The organism is Streptomyces sp. NPDC088554 (assembly GCF_044752945.1).
Taxonomy (GTDB): Bacteria; Actinomycetota; Actinomycetes; order Streptomycetales; family Streptomycetaceae; genus Streptomyces.
The window spans coordinates 138,275-154,724 of sequence record NZ_JBIVMF010000008.1; the positions used below are offsets into that span (position 1 = coordinate 138,275).

At 71.6% G+C, this 16,450-nt stretch carries 14 protein-coding genes; 6 read left to right on the forward strand and 8 right to left on the reverse strand.

All coding sequences use genetic code 11. From position 1 onward, the window contains the following. Positions 1 to 32: 32 nt before the first annotated feature. The 3 genes from pgi to ACIP8W_RS12135 are packed head-to-tail and all read left to right on the forward strand — an operon-like array spanning position 33 to position 3,767. Entirely contained in the window at positions 33 to 1,688 is a 1,656-nt protein-coding gene (gene pgi, locus ACIP8W_RS12125) for a glucose-6-phosphate isomerase (RefSeq protein WP_401949512.1), read from the forward strand. Between the two features lie 4 nt (positions 1,689 to 1,692). Then, positions 1,693 to 2,187 (forward strand): PH domain-containing protein, encoded by a 495-nt coding sequence (locus ACIP8W_RS12130; RefSeq protein ID WP_401948939.1) that lies wholly within the window; start codon positions 1,693 to 1,695, stop codon positions 2,185 to 2,187. After that, positions 2,184 to 3,767, forward strand: a complete 1,584-nt coding sequence (locus tag ACIP8W_RS12135; RefSeq protein ID WP_401948942.1) for a PH domain-containing protein — start codon at positions 2,184 to 2,186, stop codon at positions 3,765 to 3,767. Before ACIP8W_RS12130 ends, ACIP8W_RS12135 begins: the two co-directional genes overlap by 4 nt. Before the next feature lie 66 nt (positions 3,768 to 3,833). Here the strand turns inward: ACIP8W_RS12135 and pgl are convergent, their stop codons facing one another. Genes pgl through tkt form a run of 5 tightly spaced genes read right to left on the reverse strand, consistent with a single transcriptional unit; the run spans position 3,834 to position 10,460 of the window. Continuing rightward, positions 3,834 to 4,616 (reverse strand): 6-phosphogluconolactonase, encoded by a 783-nt coding sequence (pgl, locus tag ACIP8W_RS12140; protein WP_401948944.1) that lies wholly within the window; start codon positions 4,614 to 4,616, stop codon positions 3,834 to 3,836. Next, complete coding sequence (opcA, locus tag ACIP8W_RS12145) at positions 4,613 to 5,698, reverse strand: glucose-6-phosphate dehydrogenase assembly protein OpcA (RefSeq protein ID WP_401948946.1); 1,086 nt, start codon at positions 5,696 to 5,698, stop codon at positions 4,613 to 4,615. The genes pgl and opcA overlap by 4 nt, the downstream gene beginning before the upstream one ends. Continuing rightward, positions 5,695 to 7,227 (reverse strand): glucose-6-phosphate dehydrogenase, encoded by a 1,533-nt coding sequence (gene zwf, locus ACIP8W_RS12150; protein ID WP_401948949.1) that lies wholly within the window; start codon positions 7,225 to 7,227, stop codon positions 5,695 to 5,697. Before zwf ends, opcA begins: the two co-directional genes overlap by 4 nt. Before the next feature lie 4 nt (positions 7,228 to 7,231). Beyond that, positions 7,232 to 8,350: a transaldolase gene (tal, locus tag ACIP8W_RS12155; protein ID WP_401948951.1), complete on the reverse strand. Its 1,119-nt coding sequence runs from the start codon at positions 8,348 to 8,350 to the stop codon at positions 7,232 to 7,234. A 34-nt stretch (positions 8,351 to 8,384) separates the two neighbouring features. Next, positions 8,385 to 10,460 (reverse strand): transketolase, encoded by a 2,076-nt coding sequence (tkt, locus tag ACIP8W_RS12160; protein WP_402153133.1) that lies wholly within the window; start codon positions 10,458 to 10,460, stop codon positions 8,385 to 8,387. Between the two features lie 329 nt (positions 10,461 to 10,789). On the opposite strand from tkt, the gene ACIP8W_RS12165 reads away from it, so the two are divergent. From ACIP8W_RS12165 to ACIP8W_RS12175, 3 genes are all read left to right on the forward strand, one after another. Further along, positions 10,790 to 11,737: a heme o synthase gene (locus ACIP8W_RS12165; RefSeq protein ID WP_401948957.1), complete on the forward strand. Its 948-nt coding sequence runs from the start codon at positions 10,790 to 10,792 to the stop codon at positions 11,735 to 11,737. A gap of 109 nt (positions 11,738 to 11,846) precedes the next feature. Beyond that, on the forward strand, positions 11,847 to 12,224 hold the full coding sequence (locus ACIP8W_RS12170; RefSeq protein ID WP_401948959.1) for a hypothetical protein: 378 nt from the start codon (positions 11,847 to 11,849) through the stop codon (positions 12,222 to 12,224). Positions 12,225 to 12,335: 111 nt separating this feature from the next. Next, positions 12,336 to 13,451: an amidohydrolase gene (locus ACIP8W_RS12175; protein WP_401948962.1), complete on the forward strand. Its 1,116-nt coding sequence runs from the start codon at positions 12,336 to 12,338 to the stop codon at positions 13,449 to 13,451. A 33-nt stretch (positions 13,452 to 13,484) separates the two neighbouring features. Here the strand turns inward: ACIP8W_RS12175 and ACIP8W_RS12180 are convergent, their stop codons facing one another. From ACIP8W_RS12180 to ACIP8W_RS12190, 3 genes are all read right to left on the reverse strand, one after another. Next, positions 13,485 to 14,453, reverse strand: coding sequence for a heme A synthase (locus tag ACIP8W_RS12180; protein ID WP_401948965.1), 969 nt, complete (start codon positions 14,451 to 14,453; stop codon positions 13,485 to 13,487). A 110-nt stretch (positions 14,454 to 14,563) separates the two neighbouring features. Further along, a complete protein-coding gene (locus tag ACIP8W_RS12185) occupies positions 14,564 to 15,349 on the reverse strand; it encodes an ABC transporter permease (RefSeq protein WP_401948967.1) in 786 nt (261 codons plus the stop codon). Next, entirely contained in the window at positions 15,346 to 16,329 is a 984-nt protein-coding gene (locus tag ACIP8W_RS12190; protein ID WP_401948970.1) for an ABC transporter ATP-binding protein, read from the reverse strand. The genes ACIP8W_RS12185 and ACIP8W_RS12190 overlap by 4 nt, the downstream gene beginning before the upstream one ends. Positions 16,330 to 16,450: the final 121 nt, after the last annotated feature.

Consider the following 16,450-nt stretch of genomic DNA (forward strand, 5'->3'; position numbering starts at 1 on the left):
GCAGGCACGAGAGAAGTGGGCTGATGTCCGAAATGAACGCGGAAAGCCGTACCAGGCTGAACCGGACGCCCGAGTGGAACGCGCTGGGCAAGCACCGTGAGCAGCTGGGGGAGACGCATCTGCGGGAGCTGTTCGCCGCCGACCCGGCGCGGGGCACCGACTACACCCTCCGGGTGGGCGATCTCCACCTGGACTACGCGAAGCACCTGGTGACGGACGAGACCCTGGGGCTGCTGCGCGAGCTGGCCGCCGCCACCGGGGTGGCGGAGCTGCGGGACGCGATGTTCCGGGGCGAGAAGATCAACACCACCGAGGACCGCGCCGTACTGCACACCGCGCTGCGCGCGCCGCGTGACGCGGTGATCGAGGTGGACGGCGAGAACGTCGTACCGGCGGTGCACGCCGTGCTCGACAGGATGGGCGCCTTCGCCGAGCGGATCAGGTCCGGCGAGTGGACCGGTCACACCGGCAAGCGCATCAGGAACGTGGTCAACGTCGGTATCGGCGGCTCCGACCTCGGGCCCGCGATGGCGTACGAGGCGCTGCGCGCCTTCACCGACCGCGAGCTGACGGTCCGCTTCGTCTCCAATGTGGACGGCGCCGATCTGCACGAGGCCGTACGGGACCTGGACCCGGCCGAGACGCTGTTCATCATCGCGTCCAAGACCTTCACCACCATCGAGACCATCACCAACGCGACCTCCGCCCGCGACTGGCTGCTGACCGGCCTGGGCGCCGACCAGAGCGCCGTCGCCCGGCACTTCGTGGCGCTCTCCACCAACGCCGGGAAGGTCGCCGACTTCGGCATCGACACGGCCAACATGTTCGAGTTCTGGGACTGGGTCGGCGGGCGCTACTCGTACGACTCGGCCATCGGGCTCTCGCTGATGATCGCGATCGGCCCCGGCCGGTTCCGCGAGATGCTCGACGGCTTCCACCTGGTCGACGAGCACTTCCGCACCGCGCCGCCGGAGGAGAACGCGCCGCTGCTGCTCGGGCTGCTGGGCGTCTGGTACGGGGCCTTCTTCGACGCGCAGGCCCACGCGGTCCTGCCGTACAGCCACTATCTGTCGAAGTTCACCGCCTACCTCCAGCAGCTGGACATGGAGTCCAACGGCAAGTCGGTGGACCGGGACGGCAATCCGGTGGACTGGCAGACCGGTCCGGTGGTCTGGGGCACCCCCGGCACCAACGGCCAGCACGCCTACTACCAGCTGATCCACCAGGGCACCAAGGTCATCCCGGCCGACTTCATCGGCTTCGCCCGGCCCGTGGACGACCTGCTGCCCGGACTGGTCCCGCAGCACGATCTGCTCATGGCCAACTTCTTCGCGCAGACGCAGGCGCTGGCCTTCGGCAAGACGCCCGAGGAGGTACGGGCCGAGGGCGTGCCCGAGGAGCTGGTGGCGCACAGGACGTTCCGGGGCAACCACCCGACCACCACGATCCTCGCCGGGGACCTCACCCCCTCGGTACTGGGCCAGCTGATCGCGCTGTACGAGCACAAGGTGTTCGTCCAGGGCGCGATCTGGAACATCGACTCCTTCGACCAGTGGGGCGTCGAGCTGGGCAAGGTCCTCGCCAAGGAGATCGAGCCCGTGCTCACCGGCGACGGGACCGGCGGCTCCACGCTGGACGGATCGACGGCGGCGCTGGTCGCCACGTACCGCTCGCTGCGCGGTCGCTGAACCGATGGGGACGGGGGTACGGCTGCGGCCGCCGAACAACACGCTGGACCGGCGCGCGATCGGCTGGTGGCGCACCCAGTGGCTGCTGCTGACCGTGGTGCCGGTGGCCGTACTGGCCGTGCTGGGGGCCCTGATCGCCCCCGCGCGGCCGTGGCTGCTGATCCCGGCCGGTGTCCTGGCGGCGCTGGGGCTGCTCTGCACGGCGCTGCTGCCGGCGTGGTGGTACCGGGTGCACCGCTGGGAGGTGACGGACGAGGCGGTCTATGTCCGTACCGGCTTCTTCTGGCAGGAGTGGCGGATCGCGCCGATGTCCCGGATCCAGACCGTGGACACCGTGCGCGGTCCGCTGGAGCAGCTCTTCAAGCTCTCCACGGTGATCGTCACCACCGCGTCCTCCAAGGGCGCCGTGCATATCGCGGGCCTCGACCACGAGCTGGCCGCCGAACTGGCCGAGCGGCTGACGCACATCACCCGGGCCACCCCGGGGGACGCGACATGAGCGAGCCCCCGGAACCCGTCCCCGAGGCCGGGTGGCGGCGGCTCGACCGGCGTACGCTCCTGGTCACCGCCCTGGTCATGGCCGGGGTCGTCGGCGGCGCCGGGGTGCCGGTCGTCGTCGGGCTGAGCGGCCGGCTCGGGCTCGGGGCGGCCCTCGGCTGGGCGGCCGCCGGGGCCGTACTCCTGATCGCCTGCGGGACCGGCGGGGACTACATCCGCTGGCGCCGCACCCGCTACCGGATCGGGCCCGAGCGCGCCGAGCTGCACACCGGGCTGTTCGTGGTCAAACGCCGCTCGCTGGCCCGCGAGCGGATCCGCAGCGTCGACCTCACCGCGCACCCGCTGCTGCGGATACTGGGGCTGGTCAAGGTCCGTATCGGCACCGGCGAGCACACCGGCGGCGACTCCACGCTCGAACTCGAACCGGTCACCCGCGCCGAGGGCGAGTGGCTCCGTACCCAGCTCCTCGACCGCGCTCCCGGCGCGCCGGGAGCGCACCGCGAGGGCACGCTCGCCGCGCTCGACCTCCGCTGGATCCGGTACGCGCCGATATCCTTCCTCGCCCCGCTGCTCGGTGGCGCGGCGGTCGGCGGGCTGTTCCAGGTCAGCGACTGGTTCGGGGTACAGGCCCGGATGGTGCGCCGGCTGGGCGACCTCTTCCGCGACACCCCGCTCGGCTGGGTGGTCGTGGCGGTCGCCGTCGTCGTGGGGCTCGCCGGGATCGTCGGCGCGCTCGGACTGTGGACCGAGATGTGGTGGAACTACCGGCTGGAGCGGGAGCCCGGCGGTACCCTGCGGGTCCGCCGGGGGCTCTTCACCTCCCGCTCCGTCTCCATCGAGGAACGGCGGCTGCGCGGCGTGGAGCTGGTCGAACCGCTCGGCGTACGGCTGGTGGGCGCGGCCCGGCTGGACGCGGTCGCCACCGGCCTCGCCCAGGACGAGGAGGACAAGCACGCCGACCACAAGACTCTGCTGCCCGCCGCGCCCCGCGCGCTGGCGGACTCGGTGGCCGCACAGGTCCTGCGCGAACCCGAGTCCCCCACGCGTACGGCCGTGCTGACCCCGCACCCCCGGGCCGCCCGGGGCCGGCGGCTGCGCTGGTCGCTGGCGGCGGCGCTGGCCCCGGCCGCGCTCCTCGCGCTCCTGGGACCGCTGCTCACCGACGTACTGCTCTACGCGGCGGCGGTCTGCGCGGTGGTCCTGGTGCCGGTCGCCGTGGCGCTCGCCCTCGACGCCTACCGCAACCTGGGCCACGGCCTCGGCGGCGGCTACCTGGTGGTCCGCTCGGGCACCCTGCGGCGTACGACGGTCGCCCTCCAGCGCGGCGGAGTCATCGGCTGGACGGTCAAGCGGTCCTACTTCCAGCGCCGCGCCGGTCTGCTGACCCTGACCGCGACAACGGCCGCGGGAGAGGGCGCGTACCACGTGTACGACGCGGCCCAGGCCGAGGGCCTCGCCTTCGCGGCACGGGCGGTACCGGGGCTGCTGGAGCCCTTCCTCGTACGGGACGGCGTACGGGATCCCGTAGGGGACTCCGTACGGGACGACGACGCCCCCGGCCGTACGCGCCGTACGGACTGAGAGCGCCGGAAAGCCGAGGGCCCGGCCCGCCGGGGAGGCGGACCGGGCCCTCGGGACCGGATGTGGTCAGGCCGAGGCCGGGGGGTAGAGGTCGCGCGGCAGCGCGGACGCCGCCGCCGCGTCCAGCAGCCACAGCGTGCGGCTCCTGCCGTACGCGCCCGCCGCCGGGGCCTGGATCTCGCCCGCGCCGGACAGCGCGATCTCCGCCGCCTTCGCCTTGTCCTCGCCCGCCGCCAGCAGCCACACCTCGTGCGCCGCGCGGATCGCGGGCAGCGTGAGCGAGATACGGGTCGGGGGCGGCTTGGGCGCGCCGTGCACGGCGACCACCGTGCGCTCGGTCTCCCGGACCGCCGGCAGCTCGGGGAAGAGCGACGCGACATGGGTGTCCGGGCCGACGCCCAGCATCAGGACGTCGAACGTCGGCACCGGGCCGTGGTCCTCGGGCCGGGCCGCCGCGGCGAGCTCCGCGGCGTACGCGGCTGCCGCCGCCTCCACATCGCTGCCGTACGGACCGTCCGAGGCCGCCATCGCGTGCACCCGGGACGGGTCGAGCGGCACCGAGTCGAGCAGTGCCGCCCGCGCCTGGGTGATGTTGCGCTCCGGGTCGCCCTCCGGCAGGAAGCGCTCGTCGCCCCACCACAGATCCAGCCGCGACCAGTCCACCGCGTCCCGCGCGGGCGCCTCGGCGAGCGCGGCCAGCAGGCCGTTGCCGTTGCGCCCGCCGGTCAGGACGACCGAGGCGGAGCCCCGGGCGGCCTGGGCGTCCACGATCTTCGTGATCAGCCGGGCCGCCGCGGCCTGCGCCATCAGCTCCTTGTCACGGTGGACGACCAGCTGCGGAGTGTTCACTTCGGCGCCGCCTTCTTCGGCATCGTCGCGGGCGTCACCGCGGACGCCGTGGACGAGGGATCCGCCGAGGAGTGCGTGGACGGTACGGAGTGTTCCGCCACCGACGGCCGGGACGGCAGCGGCGGCAGCGCGTCCGTGGCGGAACCCGCCCGCGAGCCGCTGCCCAGCCGGTGCACACCGAACCGCAGCGCCGACGCGTAGGTGTCGTCCGGGTCCAGCCGGCGCAGCTCCTCCGCGATCAGCTCGGCGGTGTCACGCCGCTTCAGCGCGACCGCCCGGTCGGGCTGACCCTGGATGGAGAGCGTCGCCAGGGCGCCGTCCGGCCGGTCCAGCTTGATCGGGCCGCAGGTCGTCTCCATCCGCACGGCCGTGAGGCCGGGACCGCTGGAGACACTGCGCCGTACCGGTACGTTCAGCCGGTTGGCGAGCCACATGGCGAGCAGCTCACAGCTCGGGTTGTGCTCCTCGCCCTCCACCTCCACCGAGGTGACGTCGCAGTCGACCTGGTCCAGGGCGGCCGCGACCATCGAGCGCCACGGGGTGATCCTGGTCCAGGACAGGTCCGTGTCGCCCGGGGTGTAGGCGTCGGCGCGGGCCGTCAGCTCCTCCACCGGGTTATCGGCGGTGTACGTGTCCGTCACCCGGCGCTGCGCCAGCTTGCCCAGCGCGTCCTTGGTGGGGTTGACCGGCGCGTTCACCGGCCACCACACGACGACCGGGGCGTCCGGCAGCAGCAGCGGCAGGACCACCGACTGGGCGTGGTCCATCACATCGCCGTACAGCCGCAGGACGATCGTCTCGCCGGTGCCCGCGTCCGCGCCGACCCGTACCTCGGCGTCGAGGCGGGCCTTGGCCCGGTCGCGCGGCGAGCGGGAGACCCGCTTGACGACGACGAGCTTGCGCGAGGGGTGTTCGAGCGACGCGTCGTTGGCCGCCTTGAGCGCGTCGTATGCGTTCTCCTCGTCGGTGACGAGGACCAGCGTGAGGACCATGCCGACGGCGGGGGCGCCGATGGCCCGGCGGCCCTGTACCAACGCCTTGTTGATCTTGCTGGACGTGGTGTCCGTAAGGTCGATCTTCATGGCCGACGCCAGCTCCGTCCGTCTCGTGCGAGCATTTCGTCCGCCTCGACCGGACCCCAGGTCCCGGACTCGTACTGCGCGGGCTTGCCGTGCGCGTCCCAGAACTGCTCGATCGGGTCGAGGATCTTCCAGGACAGCTCGACCTCCTCCACGCGCGGGAAGAGGTTCGAGTCGCCGAGCAGCACATCGAGGATGAGCCGCTCGTACGCCTCGGGGCTGGACTCCGTGAACGACTCGCCGTACGCGAAGTCCATGGAGACGTCCCGGACCTCCATCGAGGTGCCCGGCACCTTCGAGCCGAACCGCAGGGTCACGCCCTCGTCCGGCTGGACCCGGATGACCAGGGCGTTCTGCCCCAGCTCCTCGGTGGCCGTGTGGTCGAAGGGGGAGTGCGGGGCGCGCTGGAAGACGACCGCGATCTCGGTGACCCGGCGGCCGAGGCGCTTTCCGGTACGGAGATAGAACGGGACGCCCGCCCAGCGGCGGTTGTCGATCTCCAGCTTCACCGCGGCGTAGGTGTCGGTCTTCGAGCGCGGGTCGATACCGTCCTCCTGGAGGTAGCCGAGCGCCTGCTCGCCGCCCTGCCAGCCCTCCGCGTACTGCCCGCGCACGGTGTCCGCGCCGAGGTCCCTGGGCAGCTTCACCGCGCCCAGCACCTTGGTCTTCTCCGCCGCCAGCGCGTCCGCGTCGAAGGAGGCGGGCTCCTCCATGGCGGTCAGCGCGAGCAGCTGGAGCAGGTGGTTCTGGATGACGTCACGGGCGGCGCCGATGCCGTCGTAGTACCCGGCCCGGCCGCCGATCCCGATGTCCTCGGCCATGGTGATCTGGATGTGGTCGACGTACGACCGGTTCCAGATCGGCTCGAAGAGGGTGTTGGCGAAGCGGAGCGCCAGGATGTTCTGGACGGTCTCCTTGCCGAGGTAGTGGTCGATCCGGAAGACCTCGTTGGACGGGAAGACCTCGTGGACGACCTTGTTCAGCTCGATCGCGGAGACCAGGTCGTGCCCGAACGGCTTCTCGATGACCGCGCGGCGCCAGGAGCCCTCGGTCTGGTCGGCCAGCCCGTGCTTCTTGAGCTGCCGCACGACATGCGGGAAGAACTTCGGCGGTACGGAGAGGTAGAACGCGAAGTTCCCGCCGGTGCCCTGCGCCTTGTCGAGTTCCTCGATCGTCGCCTTCAGCGTCTCGAACGCCTGGTCGTCGTCGAAGGTGCCCTGGACGAAGCGCATCCCCTGGATGAGCTGCTGCCAGACCTCCTCGCGGAACGGTGTACGGGCGTGCTCCTTGACGGCGTCGTGGACCTCCTGCGCGAAGTCCTCGTGGTCCCACTCGCGGCGGGCGAAACCGATCAGGGAGAAGCCCGGCGGCAGCAGACCACGGTTGGCGAGGTCGTATACCGCAGGCATCAACTTTTTGCGGGACAAATCGCCCGTGACGCCAAAGATGACCAGGCCCGACGGCCCCGCGATACGCGGGAGCCGTCGGTCCGCGGCGTCACGGAGCGGGTTCGCTCCGTGGGTTGCGGTCAAGGGATCAGCCCTCCGAAGGGGCGAGGCGCTTCAGCTCTGCCTCGGTCGACTTGAGCAGGTCAATCCAGGCGGACTCGAACTTCTCGACGCCCTCGTCCTCCAGGAGCTGGACGACGTCGTCGTACGAGATGCCGAGCTTCGCGACGGCTTCGAGGTCGGCGCGTGCCTGGTCGTACGTACCGCGCACCGTGTCGCCCACGATCCGGCCGTGGTCGGCGGTGGCTTCGAGGGTGGCCTCCGGCATGGTGTTCACCGTGTTCGGCGCGACCAGCTCGTCGACGTACAGCGTGTCCTTGTAGGCCGGGTCCTTGACACCGGTGGAGGCCCACAGCGGACGCTGCTTGTTGGCCTGTGCCTTGTCGAGGGCGGCCCAGTCGTCGCCGCCGAAGACCTCTTCGTACGCCTCGTAGGCCAGCCGGGCGTTGGCCAGGGCGGCCTTGCCCTTGACGGCCTCGGCCTCGGGGGTGCCGAGGGCGTCGAGGCGCTTGTCGATCTCGCTGTCCACCCGGGAGACGAAGAACGAGGCCACGGAGTGGATCGTGGAGAGGTCCAGGCCCGCGGCCTTCGCCTTCTCCAGGCCGGCGATGTAGGCGGCCATGACCTCGCGGTAGCGCTCCAGGGAGAAGATCAGCGTGACATTGACGCTGATACCCCGGCCGATGGTCTCGGTGATCGCGGGCAGACCGGCCCGGGTCGCCGGAATCTTGATCAGCGTGTTGGGGCGGTCCACCAGCCAGGCGAGCTGCTTGGCCTCGGCGATCGTCGCCGCCGTGTTGTGCGCCAGGCGCGGATCGACCTCGATGGAGACCCGGCCGTCCTGGCCCTGGGTCGCGTCGAAGACCGGCCGCAGGATGTCGGCGGCGTCCCGGACGTCCGCCGTCGTGATCATGCGGATCGCCTCTTCGACCGTGACCCCGCGGGTGGCGAGGTCGGCGAGCTGGGCGTCGTAACCGTCGCCGCCGGAGATCGCCTTCTGGAAGATCGACGGGTTGGTGGTGACACCGACCACGTGCTGCTGGTCGATCAGCTCCGCGAGATTGCCGGAGGTGATCCGCTTGCGCGACAGGTCGTCCAGCCAGATCGCCACGCCGCCGTCGGAGAGGCGCTTGAGTGCGTCTGTCATGAGAATTGCATCTCCTACTGTTCGTATAACAGCGTCAGCGCGCTGCGGCCTCAAGAGATTCCTGGGCGGCGGCGGTGACCGCCTCGGCGGTGAAACCGAACTCACGGAAGAGGACCTTGGCGTCGGCCGAGGCGCCGAAGTGCTCCAGCGAGACGATCCGGCCCGCGTCGCCCACGTACCGGTGCCAGGTCAGACCGATCCCGGCCTCGACCGCGACCCGCGCCTTCACCGACGGCGGCAGCACGCTGTCCTTGTACGCCTGGTCCTGCTCCTCGAACCACTCCACCGACGGCATCGACACGACACGCGTCGGCACCCCGGCGGCCTGGAGCCGCTCGCGCGCCTCCACGGCGAGCTGCACCTCGGAGCCGGTCCCGATCAGGACGGCCTGAGGAGCGCCGCCGTCGGCCTCGAACAGGACGTAACCGCCCTTGGCCGCCGCCTCGTTCGCCTCGTACGTCGGCACGCCCTGGCGGGTCAGCGCCAGACCGTGCGGAGCGCCCTTGTCGTGGCGCCGCAGGATCTCGGCCCAGGCGATGGCCGTCTCGTTGGCGTCGGCCGGGCGGACGATGTTGAGGCCCGGGATGGCGCGCAGCGCGGCGAGGTGCTCGACCGGCTGGTGGGTGGGGCCGTCCTCGCCCAGACCGATGGAGTCGTGCGTCCATACGTACGTGACCGGTACCCGCATCAGCGCGGCGAGCCGGACGGCGGGACGCATGTAGTCCGAGAAGACGAGGAAGGTGCCGCCGTAGATACGGGTGTTGCCGTGCAGCGCGATGCCGTTCATCGTCGAGCCCATGGCGTGCTCGCGGATCCCGTAGTGCACCGTGCGGCCGTACGGGTCGGCCTCCGGCAGGGGGTTGCCCACCGGGAGGAACGACGACGTCTTGTCGATGGTGGTGTTGTTCGAGCCCGCGAGGTCGGCGGAGCCGCCCCACAGCTCGGGGATGACCTCGCCGAGCGCCTGGAGCACCTTGCCGGAGGCGGCGCGCGTCGCGACGGCCTTGCCGGTCTCGAAGGCGGGGAGCTTCTCCTCCCAGCCCGCCGGGAGTTCACCCGCCCGCACCCGGTCGAACGTGGCGGCGCGCTCGGGGTTGGCGGTACGCCACGCGGCGAACGCCTTGTCCCATTCGCCGCGCACCTCGCGGCCGCGGTCGAGCGCCTCACGCGTGTGCGTGATGACCTCGTCCGAGACGTCGAAGGACTTCTCCGGGTCGAAGCCCAGAATCTTCTTGGTGGCCGCGACCTCGTCGCCGCCGAGCGCCGAGCCGTGCGCGGCCTCGGTGTTCTGCGCGTGCGGGGCGGGCCAGGCGATGATCGAGCGGGCCGCGATGAAGGAGGGGCGCTCGGTCTCGGCCCGGGCCGCCCGCAGCGCCTTGTACAGGCCGTCCGGGTCGAGGTCGCCGCTCGGCAGCTGCTCGACGCGCTGGACGTGCCAGCCGTACGCCTCGTACCGCTTGAGGGTGTCCTCGGACACGGCGGTCTCGGTGTCGCCCTCGATCGAGATGTGGTTGTCGTCCCACAGCAGGACCAGATTGCCGAGCCTCTGGTGACCGGCCAGCGAGGACGCCTCCGCGGAGACACCCTCCTGGAGGCAGCCGTCGCCGGCGATGGCCCAGATGGTGTGGTCGAACGGGGAGGTGCCCGCGGCGGCCTCCGGGTCGTACAGACCGCGCTCGTAACGAGCGGCCATCGCCATGCCCACCGCGTTCGCGACACCCTGGCCGAGCGGTCCCGTGGTCGTCTCGACGCCGACGGTGTGCCCGTACTCCGGGTGCCCGGGAGTCTTCGAACCCCAGGTACGGAACGACTCCAGGTCGCTCAGCTCCAGGCCGTAACCGGCCAGGTAGAGCTGGATGTAGAGGGTCAGCGACGAGTGTCCCGCCGAGAGGACGAACCGGTCGCGGCCGGTCCACTGCGCGTCGGCGGGGTCGTGCCGCATGAGCTTCTGGAAGAGCACATAGGCGGCGGGGGCCAGGCTCATGGCCGTACCCGGATGGCCGTTGCCGACCTTCTGTACGGAATCCATGGCCAGGACGCGGGCGGTGTCAACGGCCCGGCGGTCCAAATCGGTCCACTCGAGGTCTGTGGTGGTCGGCTTGGTGCTCACCCTGAGTCAGGGCTCCTCTCCACATGATCAAGTCCGGCGTCTGAGGTTCGCACCGGTTCGTCGTCGAGCCTACCCGCAGCGTCTGCTACGTCCGGAGTGCGTTTCCAGGGTGCGGCCAGGCTCCGGACTTCGCCTCCCCGCAACTCCGCGGCAGGTTCACGGCAGGGGGTACGGGCCGTGTCCGGAGGGCGTTCAACACGGTTGACACGACGCCCACCCCCGCGAAAGGCGGCATGGGGGCAACGTCTACAGTGCAGTGGTACGCGCAAGCCTTTGATGGGGGCCTAGAGGCCGGTGGGCTTGCTGGGATTTCTCTGTCAGGGGTGTGTGTGACGGCCGTCGAGTCCCGACCCGCAGGGGTCGCCTTGACTCCGAGCTCGGGCGGCCGCCGGCCGTTCGGGGCCCGCGTCAAAGCGTTTGTGGCGTTGACCAAACCACGGATCATCGAACTACTGCTCATCACCACCGTTCCGGTGATGTTCCTCGCCGAACAGGGTGTGCCCGATCTGTGGCTGGTGCTCGCCACCTGCCTCGGCGGTTATCTCTCGGCGGGCGGCGCCAACGCGCTGAACATGTACATCGACCGTGACATCGACGCCCTGATGGACCGCACCTCCCAGCGCCCGCTGGTCACCGGCATGGTCTCGCCGCGCGAGGGGCTGGTCTTCGGGCTCACTCTGGCCGTCGTCTCGACCCTCTGGTTCGGACTGCTGGTCAACTGGCTGTCGGCCTGGCTCTCCCTGGGCGCGCTGCTCTTCTACGTCGTCGTCTACACGATGATCCTCAAGCGCCGCACCGCGCAGAACATCGTCTGGGGCGGGATCGCCGGCTGTCTGCCCGTCCTCATCGGCTGGTCCTCGGTGACCAACTCGATGTCCTGGGCCCCGGTCATCCTCTTCCTCGTCATGTTCTTCTGGACGCCGCCGCACTACTGGCCGCTGTCGATGAGGGTCAAGGAGGACTACGCGCGCGTGGGCGTCCCGATGCTGCCGGTCATCGCCGCCAGTACGGTGGTGGCCCGCCAGATCGTCCTCTACAGCTGGGCCATGGTCGCCGTCTCGCTGCTGCTGACCCCGCTGGGTTACACCGGCTGGTTCTACACCTCGGTGGCGCTGCTGGCCGGTGGCTGGTGGCTCTGGGAGGCGCACGGGCTCCAGTCGCGCGCCAAGGCGGGGGAGTCGGGTGTCAAGCTCAAGGAGATGCGGCTGTTCCACTGGTCCATCACCTATGTGTCGCTGCTCTTCCTCGCGGTGGCGATAGACCCGTTCCTGCGGTAGCGCCCCGGTAAGGTTCCCCCGAACGAATTCCGCGACGGGCGGGACGCGTGGTCAAAGCCACGCGTCCCGCCCGTCGCGAGTTGATCTACCCGTCGGTAGCATCCAGTCCATGGCAGAGACTCAGCAGGATGAGAAAAGCGAACAGAACGGCGACGACAAGGCCCGCGCCCGGCAGGAGGCCCGCGCCGAACGGCGCGCGGCCCGGCTGGCCAAGCAGATCAAGGCCTTCGCGGGCCGCCACGGCGGCGCGGAGGGACAGCTCGCCCACATCGGCCGGGCGGGCACCCGCATCGTGCTCGTCGGCGAGGACGGGGAGTGGGGCGACCTCGTCGCGCCCACCTACGCCGTGGCGCTCGGCGCCGCCGAGAAGGCGGGACTCGCCCTGCACGAGTCCTTCGACGGGGAGTTCGCGGCGAAGGTGCGCACGGGACCGTACGAGTGGAAGCGGATGGCCGGCCTCCAGCTCGGCGGGGGCCGCGGCGCCTGAGGCGTTACCGGCCGGGGCGCCACCCGATCGGGGCTCGTGCGTGAGGACTGCAGGAGAAACGGCCGAAGGCCGGTCCTGGCCGGCGGCCCACGGTTCACGACGGGAAACCCGATGATCGAAACAGTGTCCCTGGTGGACCAGCACTGCCACGGCGCGCTCCGCACGGAGCTGGGCCTCGGCACCTTCGAGACCCAGCTGGCCGGAACGGCGTCCGCCGCCGCGGCGGGCACCACCTTCTTCGACACCCAGACAGGCTTCGCGGTACGGCGCTGGTGCCCGCCCCTTCTCGGGCTGGAACCGCACTGCACCCCCGCCCGCTATCTCGGCCGCCGCCGCGAACTCGGCACGCTCGAAGTCTCCCGGCGGCTGCTCGGCGCCACCGGGATCACCACCTATCTGGTGGACACCGGGCTCCCCGGCGACCTGGCGAGCCCCGCGGAGATGGCCGCGATGGGGCAGGCCGGGGCCCGTGAGATCGTCCGCCTCGAATCGCTGGCCGCGCGCGTCGCCGATGTCTCGGGCGGCGTCGGCACCTTTCTGGCCGGGCTCGCCGAATCCGTCCACACCGCCGCCGCCACCGCCGTCGCCCTCAGCTCCGCCACCGGTACGGGACACGGCCTCGCGCCGGCCCCCGAACCCCCGGGACCGGGAGCGGTACGGGGCGCGGCGGCCCGCTGGCTCGCGGAGCGCCGTACCGGGGAACCGCCCACCGACCCCGTACTCCTGCGGCATCTGCTGTGGACCGCCGTCGGCTCCGGGCTGCCGCTGCAACTGCGCTCAGGGGCCGGCGGACCGCTCGGGGCCGCGGACCGCCCCGACCCGGCGTCGCTCGCCGGATTCGCGGCGGCCACGGCGGGGCTCGGCACCGAGCTGATCCTGCTGGACAGCTATCCGCACCACCGGCAGGCGGCCCAACTGGCCGGATTCTTCCCGCATGTGTACGCCGACCTGGGCCCCGCCCTCGTCCACACCGGGGCCGGGGCGCGGGCCGTACTCGCCGAGATGCTGGAACTCGCGCCGTTCGGGAAGCTGTTGTTCTCCAGCGGCGCGCGCGGACTGCCGGAGCTCCAGGTGGTCGCCGCCCGCAACTTCCGGGCGGCGCTGGGGAAGGTCCTCGGCGGCTGGGTCGACGACGGCGCCTGGTCGCCCGCCGACGCCCGGCGGGTCGCCGGGATGATCGCGGCGGGCAACGCCCGCAGGGTGTACGGGCTGGCGGAGGGCGGCTGACGGCGGCTCGGGTTCTCAGAGCCTGTCGGGCTCTCAGACGGATGACAGCGTCGGATCCGGCTGGGCCGGGATCTCCGCTGTCGTCCGCGGCCGCTCGCGCAGGCTCATCGCCACCCGCAGCACGGCGATCCACACCAGGCACGAGCCGAACATATGGATGCCGACCAGGATCTCCGGGGTGTTCGTGAAGTACTGCACATACCCGAGGGCGCCCTGAGCCAGCAGCACCAGCAGCAGATCGCGGGCGCGCGCCCGGGTGTCGGCCGGGGCGTCCACCACCCGGAGCACCAGCCACATCGCCACGGCCAGCGCGCAGACCAGCCAGGCGAACGCGGCGTGCACATGGGCGGTGGTCGCGTAGTCGAACGGCATCCGGGGCACATCGCTGCTGTCGCCCGCGTGCCGGCCCGAGCCGGTCACCGTCGTACCCGCCACGATCAGGACGGCCGTGGCGCCGATCAGTGCCCAGGACAGCCTGCGCACCGGACGCGGGACGCGCGGGCGGGGGGTGCCCTCACCCTCACGGGTGCGCAGCCAGGTCAGCGTGGTGACGGTGAGCAGCCCGGTGGCGAGGAGAAAGTGCCCGGCCACGGTCCACGGGTTCAGCTCGGTCAGCACCGTGATGCCGCCGATGATGCCGTTGGCCATCACCAGCCAGAACTGCGACCACGCGATCCGGGTCAGCCCCGGCCGTTCCGGCTTCGCGGAGCGCGCCGAGATGATCGCCCAGCCGACCGCGGCCGACAGGACGTACGTCAGCATGCGGTTGCTGAACTCGATCGCGCCGTGCAGCCCCTGCTCGGGTGTGGCGATCAGACTGTCGGCCGTGCACTTGGGCCAGGTGTCGCAGCCGAGCCCGGAGCCGGTCAGCCGGACCGCGCCGCCGGTGACGATGATCATCACGCTCATCAGGACGGCGATCAGCGCGGCGCGCTCGACGGTCCGGGGCGAAGGGGTCCAGCGCTGGGCGATGTACGCGAGGGGGGTCAACACGCCAACCATCGTAGGGCGGCGCTTGTGCAGGTTTTCACGAGGGGTACGTATGCCACGTTTCGGCAGGTCGAAGCCGGTTCCAGGGCCTCCGGAAGGCCGCCGGGCGGCTGCCCGCCCGGCTACTCCCAGCGGAAGAGCCGGCCCGCCGCGCCGAGGCCCAGCACCGCCCAGACGGCGAGGATCCCGAGGTCGCCCCAGGGCAGCGTGGCGCCGTGCTGGAGAACCTCCCGCAGCCCGTGGGAGAGCGCCGAGATCGGCAGCAGCCCGAGCGCCGAGGCCGCCGCGTCCGGGAACTTCTCCAGCGGCACGATCACCCCGCCGCCCATCAGCAGCAGCAGGAAGACCAGGTTCGCGGCGGCCAGGGTGGCCTCCGCCCTGAGCGTGCCCGCCATCAGCAGCCCGAGCCCGGAGAAGGCGGCGGTGCCGAGGACCAGGAGCAGCAGGACGGCCACCGGGTTGCCGCGCGGAGACCAGCCCAGCGCGAGCGCGATCGTCGTCAGCAGCAGGATCTGGAGCACCTCGGTGACCAGTACGGAGAAGGACTTCGCCGTCATCAGCGCCCAGCGCGGCAGCGGGGAGACCGCGAGCCGCTTCAGCACCCCGTACCGCCGCTCGAAGCCGGTGGCGATGGCCTGGCCGGTGAACGCGGTCGACATCACGGCCAGCGCCAGGACGCCGGGGGCGAGGAAATCGACGGCGCTGCCCTCGCCGGTGTCGACGATGTCCACCGTCGAGAAGAGCAGCAGCAGCAGCGACGGGATGATCACGGTCAGCAGCAGCTGTTCGCCGTTGCGCAGCAGCAGCTTCGTCTCGAACGCGGTCTGGGCCGCGATCATGCGGAGCAGCGGGGCGGCCCCGGGCGCCGGGGCGTACGTACCGGCGCCCGTGTCGGTGCCTGTGCTCATGAACGCAGCTCCTTGCCGGTCAGTTCGAGGAAGACGTCCTCCAGGGTGCGCCGCTCCACGGCGATCCCGTCCGCCATCACGCCGTGCTGGGCGCACCAGGAGGCGACGGTGGCCAGCAGCTGCGGATCGATCCCGCCGCTGATGCGGTAGGTGCCCGGGGTCGGCTCGGCGGCGCCGGTGCCGTCCGGCAGCGCCTTGAGCAGGGAGCCGAGGTCGAGTCCGGCCCGGCCGGTGAAGCGCAGGGTGTTCTCGGCGCCGCCCCGGCAGAGCGCCTCGGGGCTGCCCTGGGCGATGACCCGGCCCGCGTCGATGATCACGACATCGTCGGCCAGCTCCTCGGCCTCGTCCATGAAGTGCGTGGTCAGCACCACGCCGACGCCGTCGGCCCGCAGCTCGCGGACCAGCTCCCAGGTGGAGCGGCGGGCCTGCGGGTCGAGCCCGGCGGTCGGCTCGTCGAGGAAGACCAGCTCGGGGCGGCCGACCACGGCCAGGGCCAGCGCGAGCCGCTGCTGCTGGCCGCCGGAGAGCCGGCGGTAGGTCGTACGGCCGCAGCTTTCGAGGCCGAGCCGCTCGATCAGCGCGTCCACGTCGAGGGGGCGCGCGTGCAGCCGGGCCATGTGCCGGAGCATCTCGTCGGCGCGCGCGCCGGAGTACACGCCGCCGGACTGGAGCATCACGCCGATGCGCGGGCGCAGCCGGGCGGCGTCCGCGACGGGGTCGAGACCGAGGACGCGCACGGTCCCGGCGTCCGGCCTGCGGTAGCCCTCGCAGGTCTCGACGGTGGTGGTCTTGCCCGCGCCGTTGGGTCCCAGGACCGCCGTGACCGTACCGGCGCGGACCACCAGGTCGAGGCCGTCGACGGCGGTCTTGGCGCCGTACCGCTTGACCAGGCCGCGGACCTCTACCAGAGGCTCTCCGGGGGGTGTGCTCGCGGCGGGGCCGCTGTCGGGCAGGGAGCCACCCGGGAAGCTGCTGTGCATGCGGCGAGTCTAGGCAGGCCGCGGGCGGTCCCCGGCTGGTGGGGTGAGAAAGGTGAGAAAGGGGCGCCTTCATGCCAACGTGCTCCTCGGGGCGGTTCCGTACGGTGAGCGGGCGGTACGC

Coding starts and splice junctions, on each gene's coding strand:
- opcA (WP_401948946.1), bottom strand. CDS start 5,698: ATGAAGATCGACCTTACGGACACCACGTCCAGCAAGATCAACAAGGCG.
- ACIP8W_RS12170 (WP_401948959.1), top strand. CDS start 11,847: ATGGCAGAGACTCAGCAGGATGAGAAAAGCGAACAGAACGGCGACGAC.
- ACIP8W_RS12135 (WP_401948942.1), top strand. CDS start 2,184: ATGAGCGAGCCCCCGGAACCCGTCCCCGAGGCCGGGTGGCGGCGGCTC.
- pgi (WP_401949512.1), top strand. CDS start 33: ATGAACGCGGAAAGCCGTACCAGGCTGAACCGGACGCCCGAGTGGAAC.
- tal (WP_401948951.1), bottom strand. CDS start 8,350: ATGACAGACGCACTCAAGCGCCTCTCCGACGGCGGCGTGGCGATCTGG.
- ACIP8W_RS12185 (WP_401948967.1), bottom strand. CDS start 15,349: ATGAGCACAGGCACCGACACGGGCGCCGGTACGTACGCCCCGGCGCCC.
- ACIP8W_RS12190 (WP_401948970.1), bottom strand. CDS start 16,329: ATGCACAGCAGCTTCCCGGGTGGCTCCCTGCCCGACAGCGGCCCCGCC.
- ACIP8W_RS12130 (WP_401948939.1), top strand. CDS start 1,693: ATGGGGACGGGGGTACGGCTGCGGCCGCCGAACAACACGCTGGACCGG.
- ACIP8W_RS12180 (WP_401948965.1), bottom strand. CDS start 14,453: ATGGTTGGCGTGTTGACCCCCCTCGCGTACATCGCCCAGCGCTGGACC.
- ACIP8W_RS12175 (WP_401948962.1), top strand. CDS start 12,336: ATGATCGAAACAGTGTCCCTGGTGGACCAGCACTGCCACGGCGCGCTC.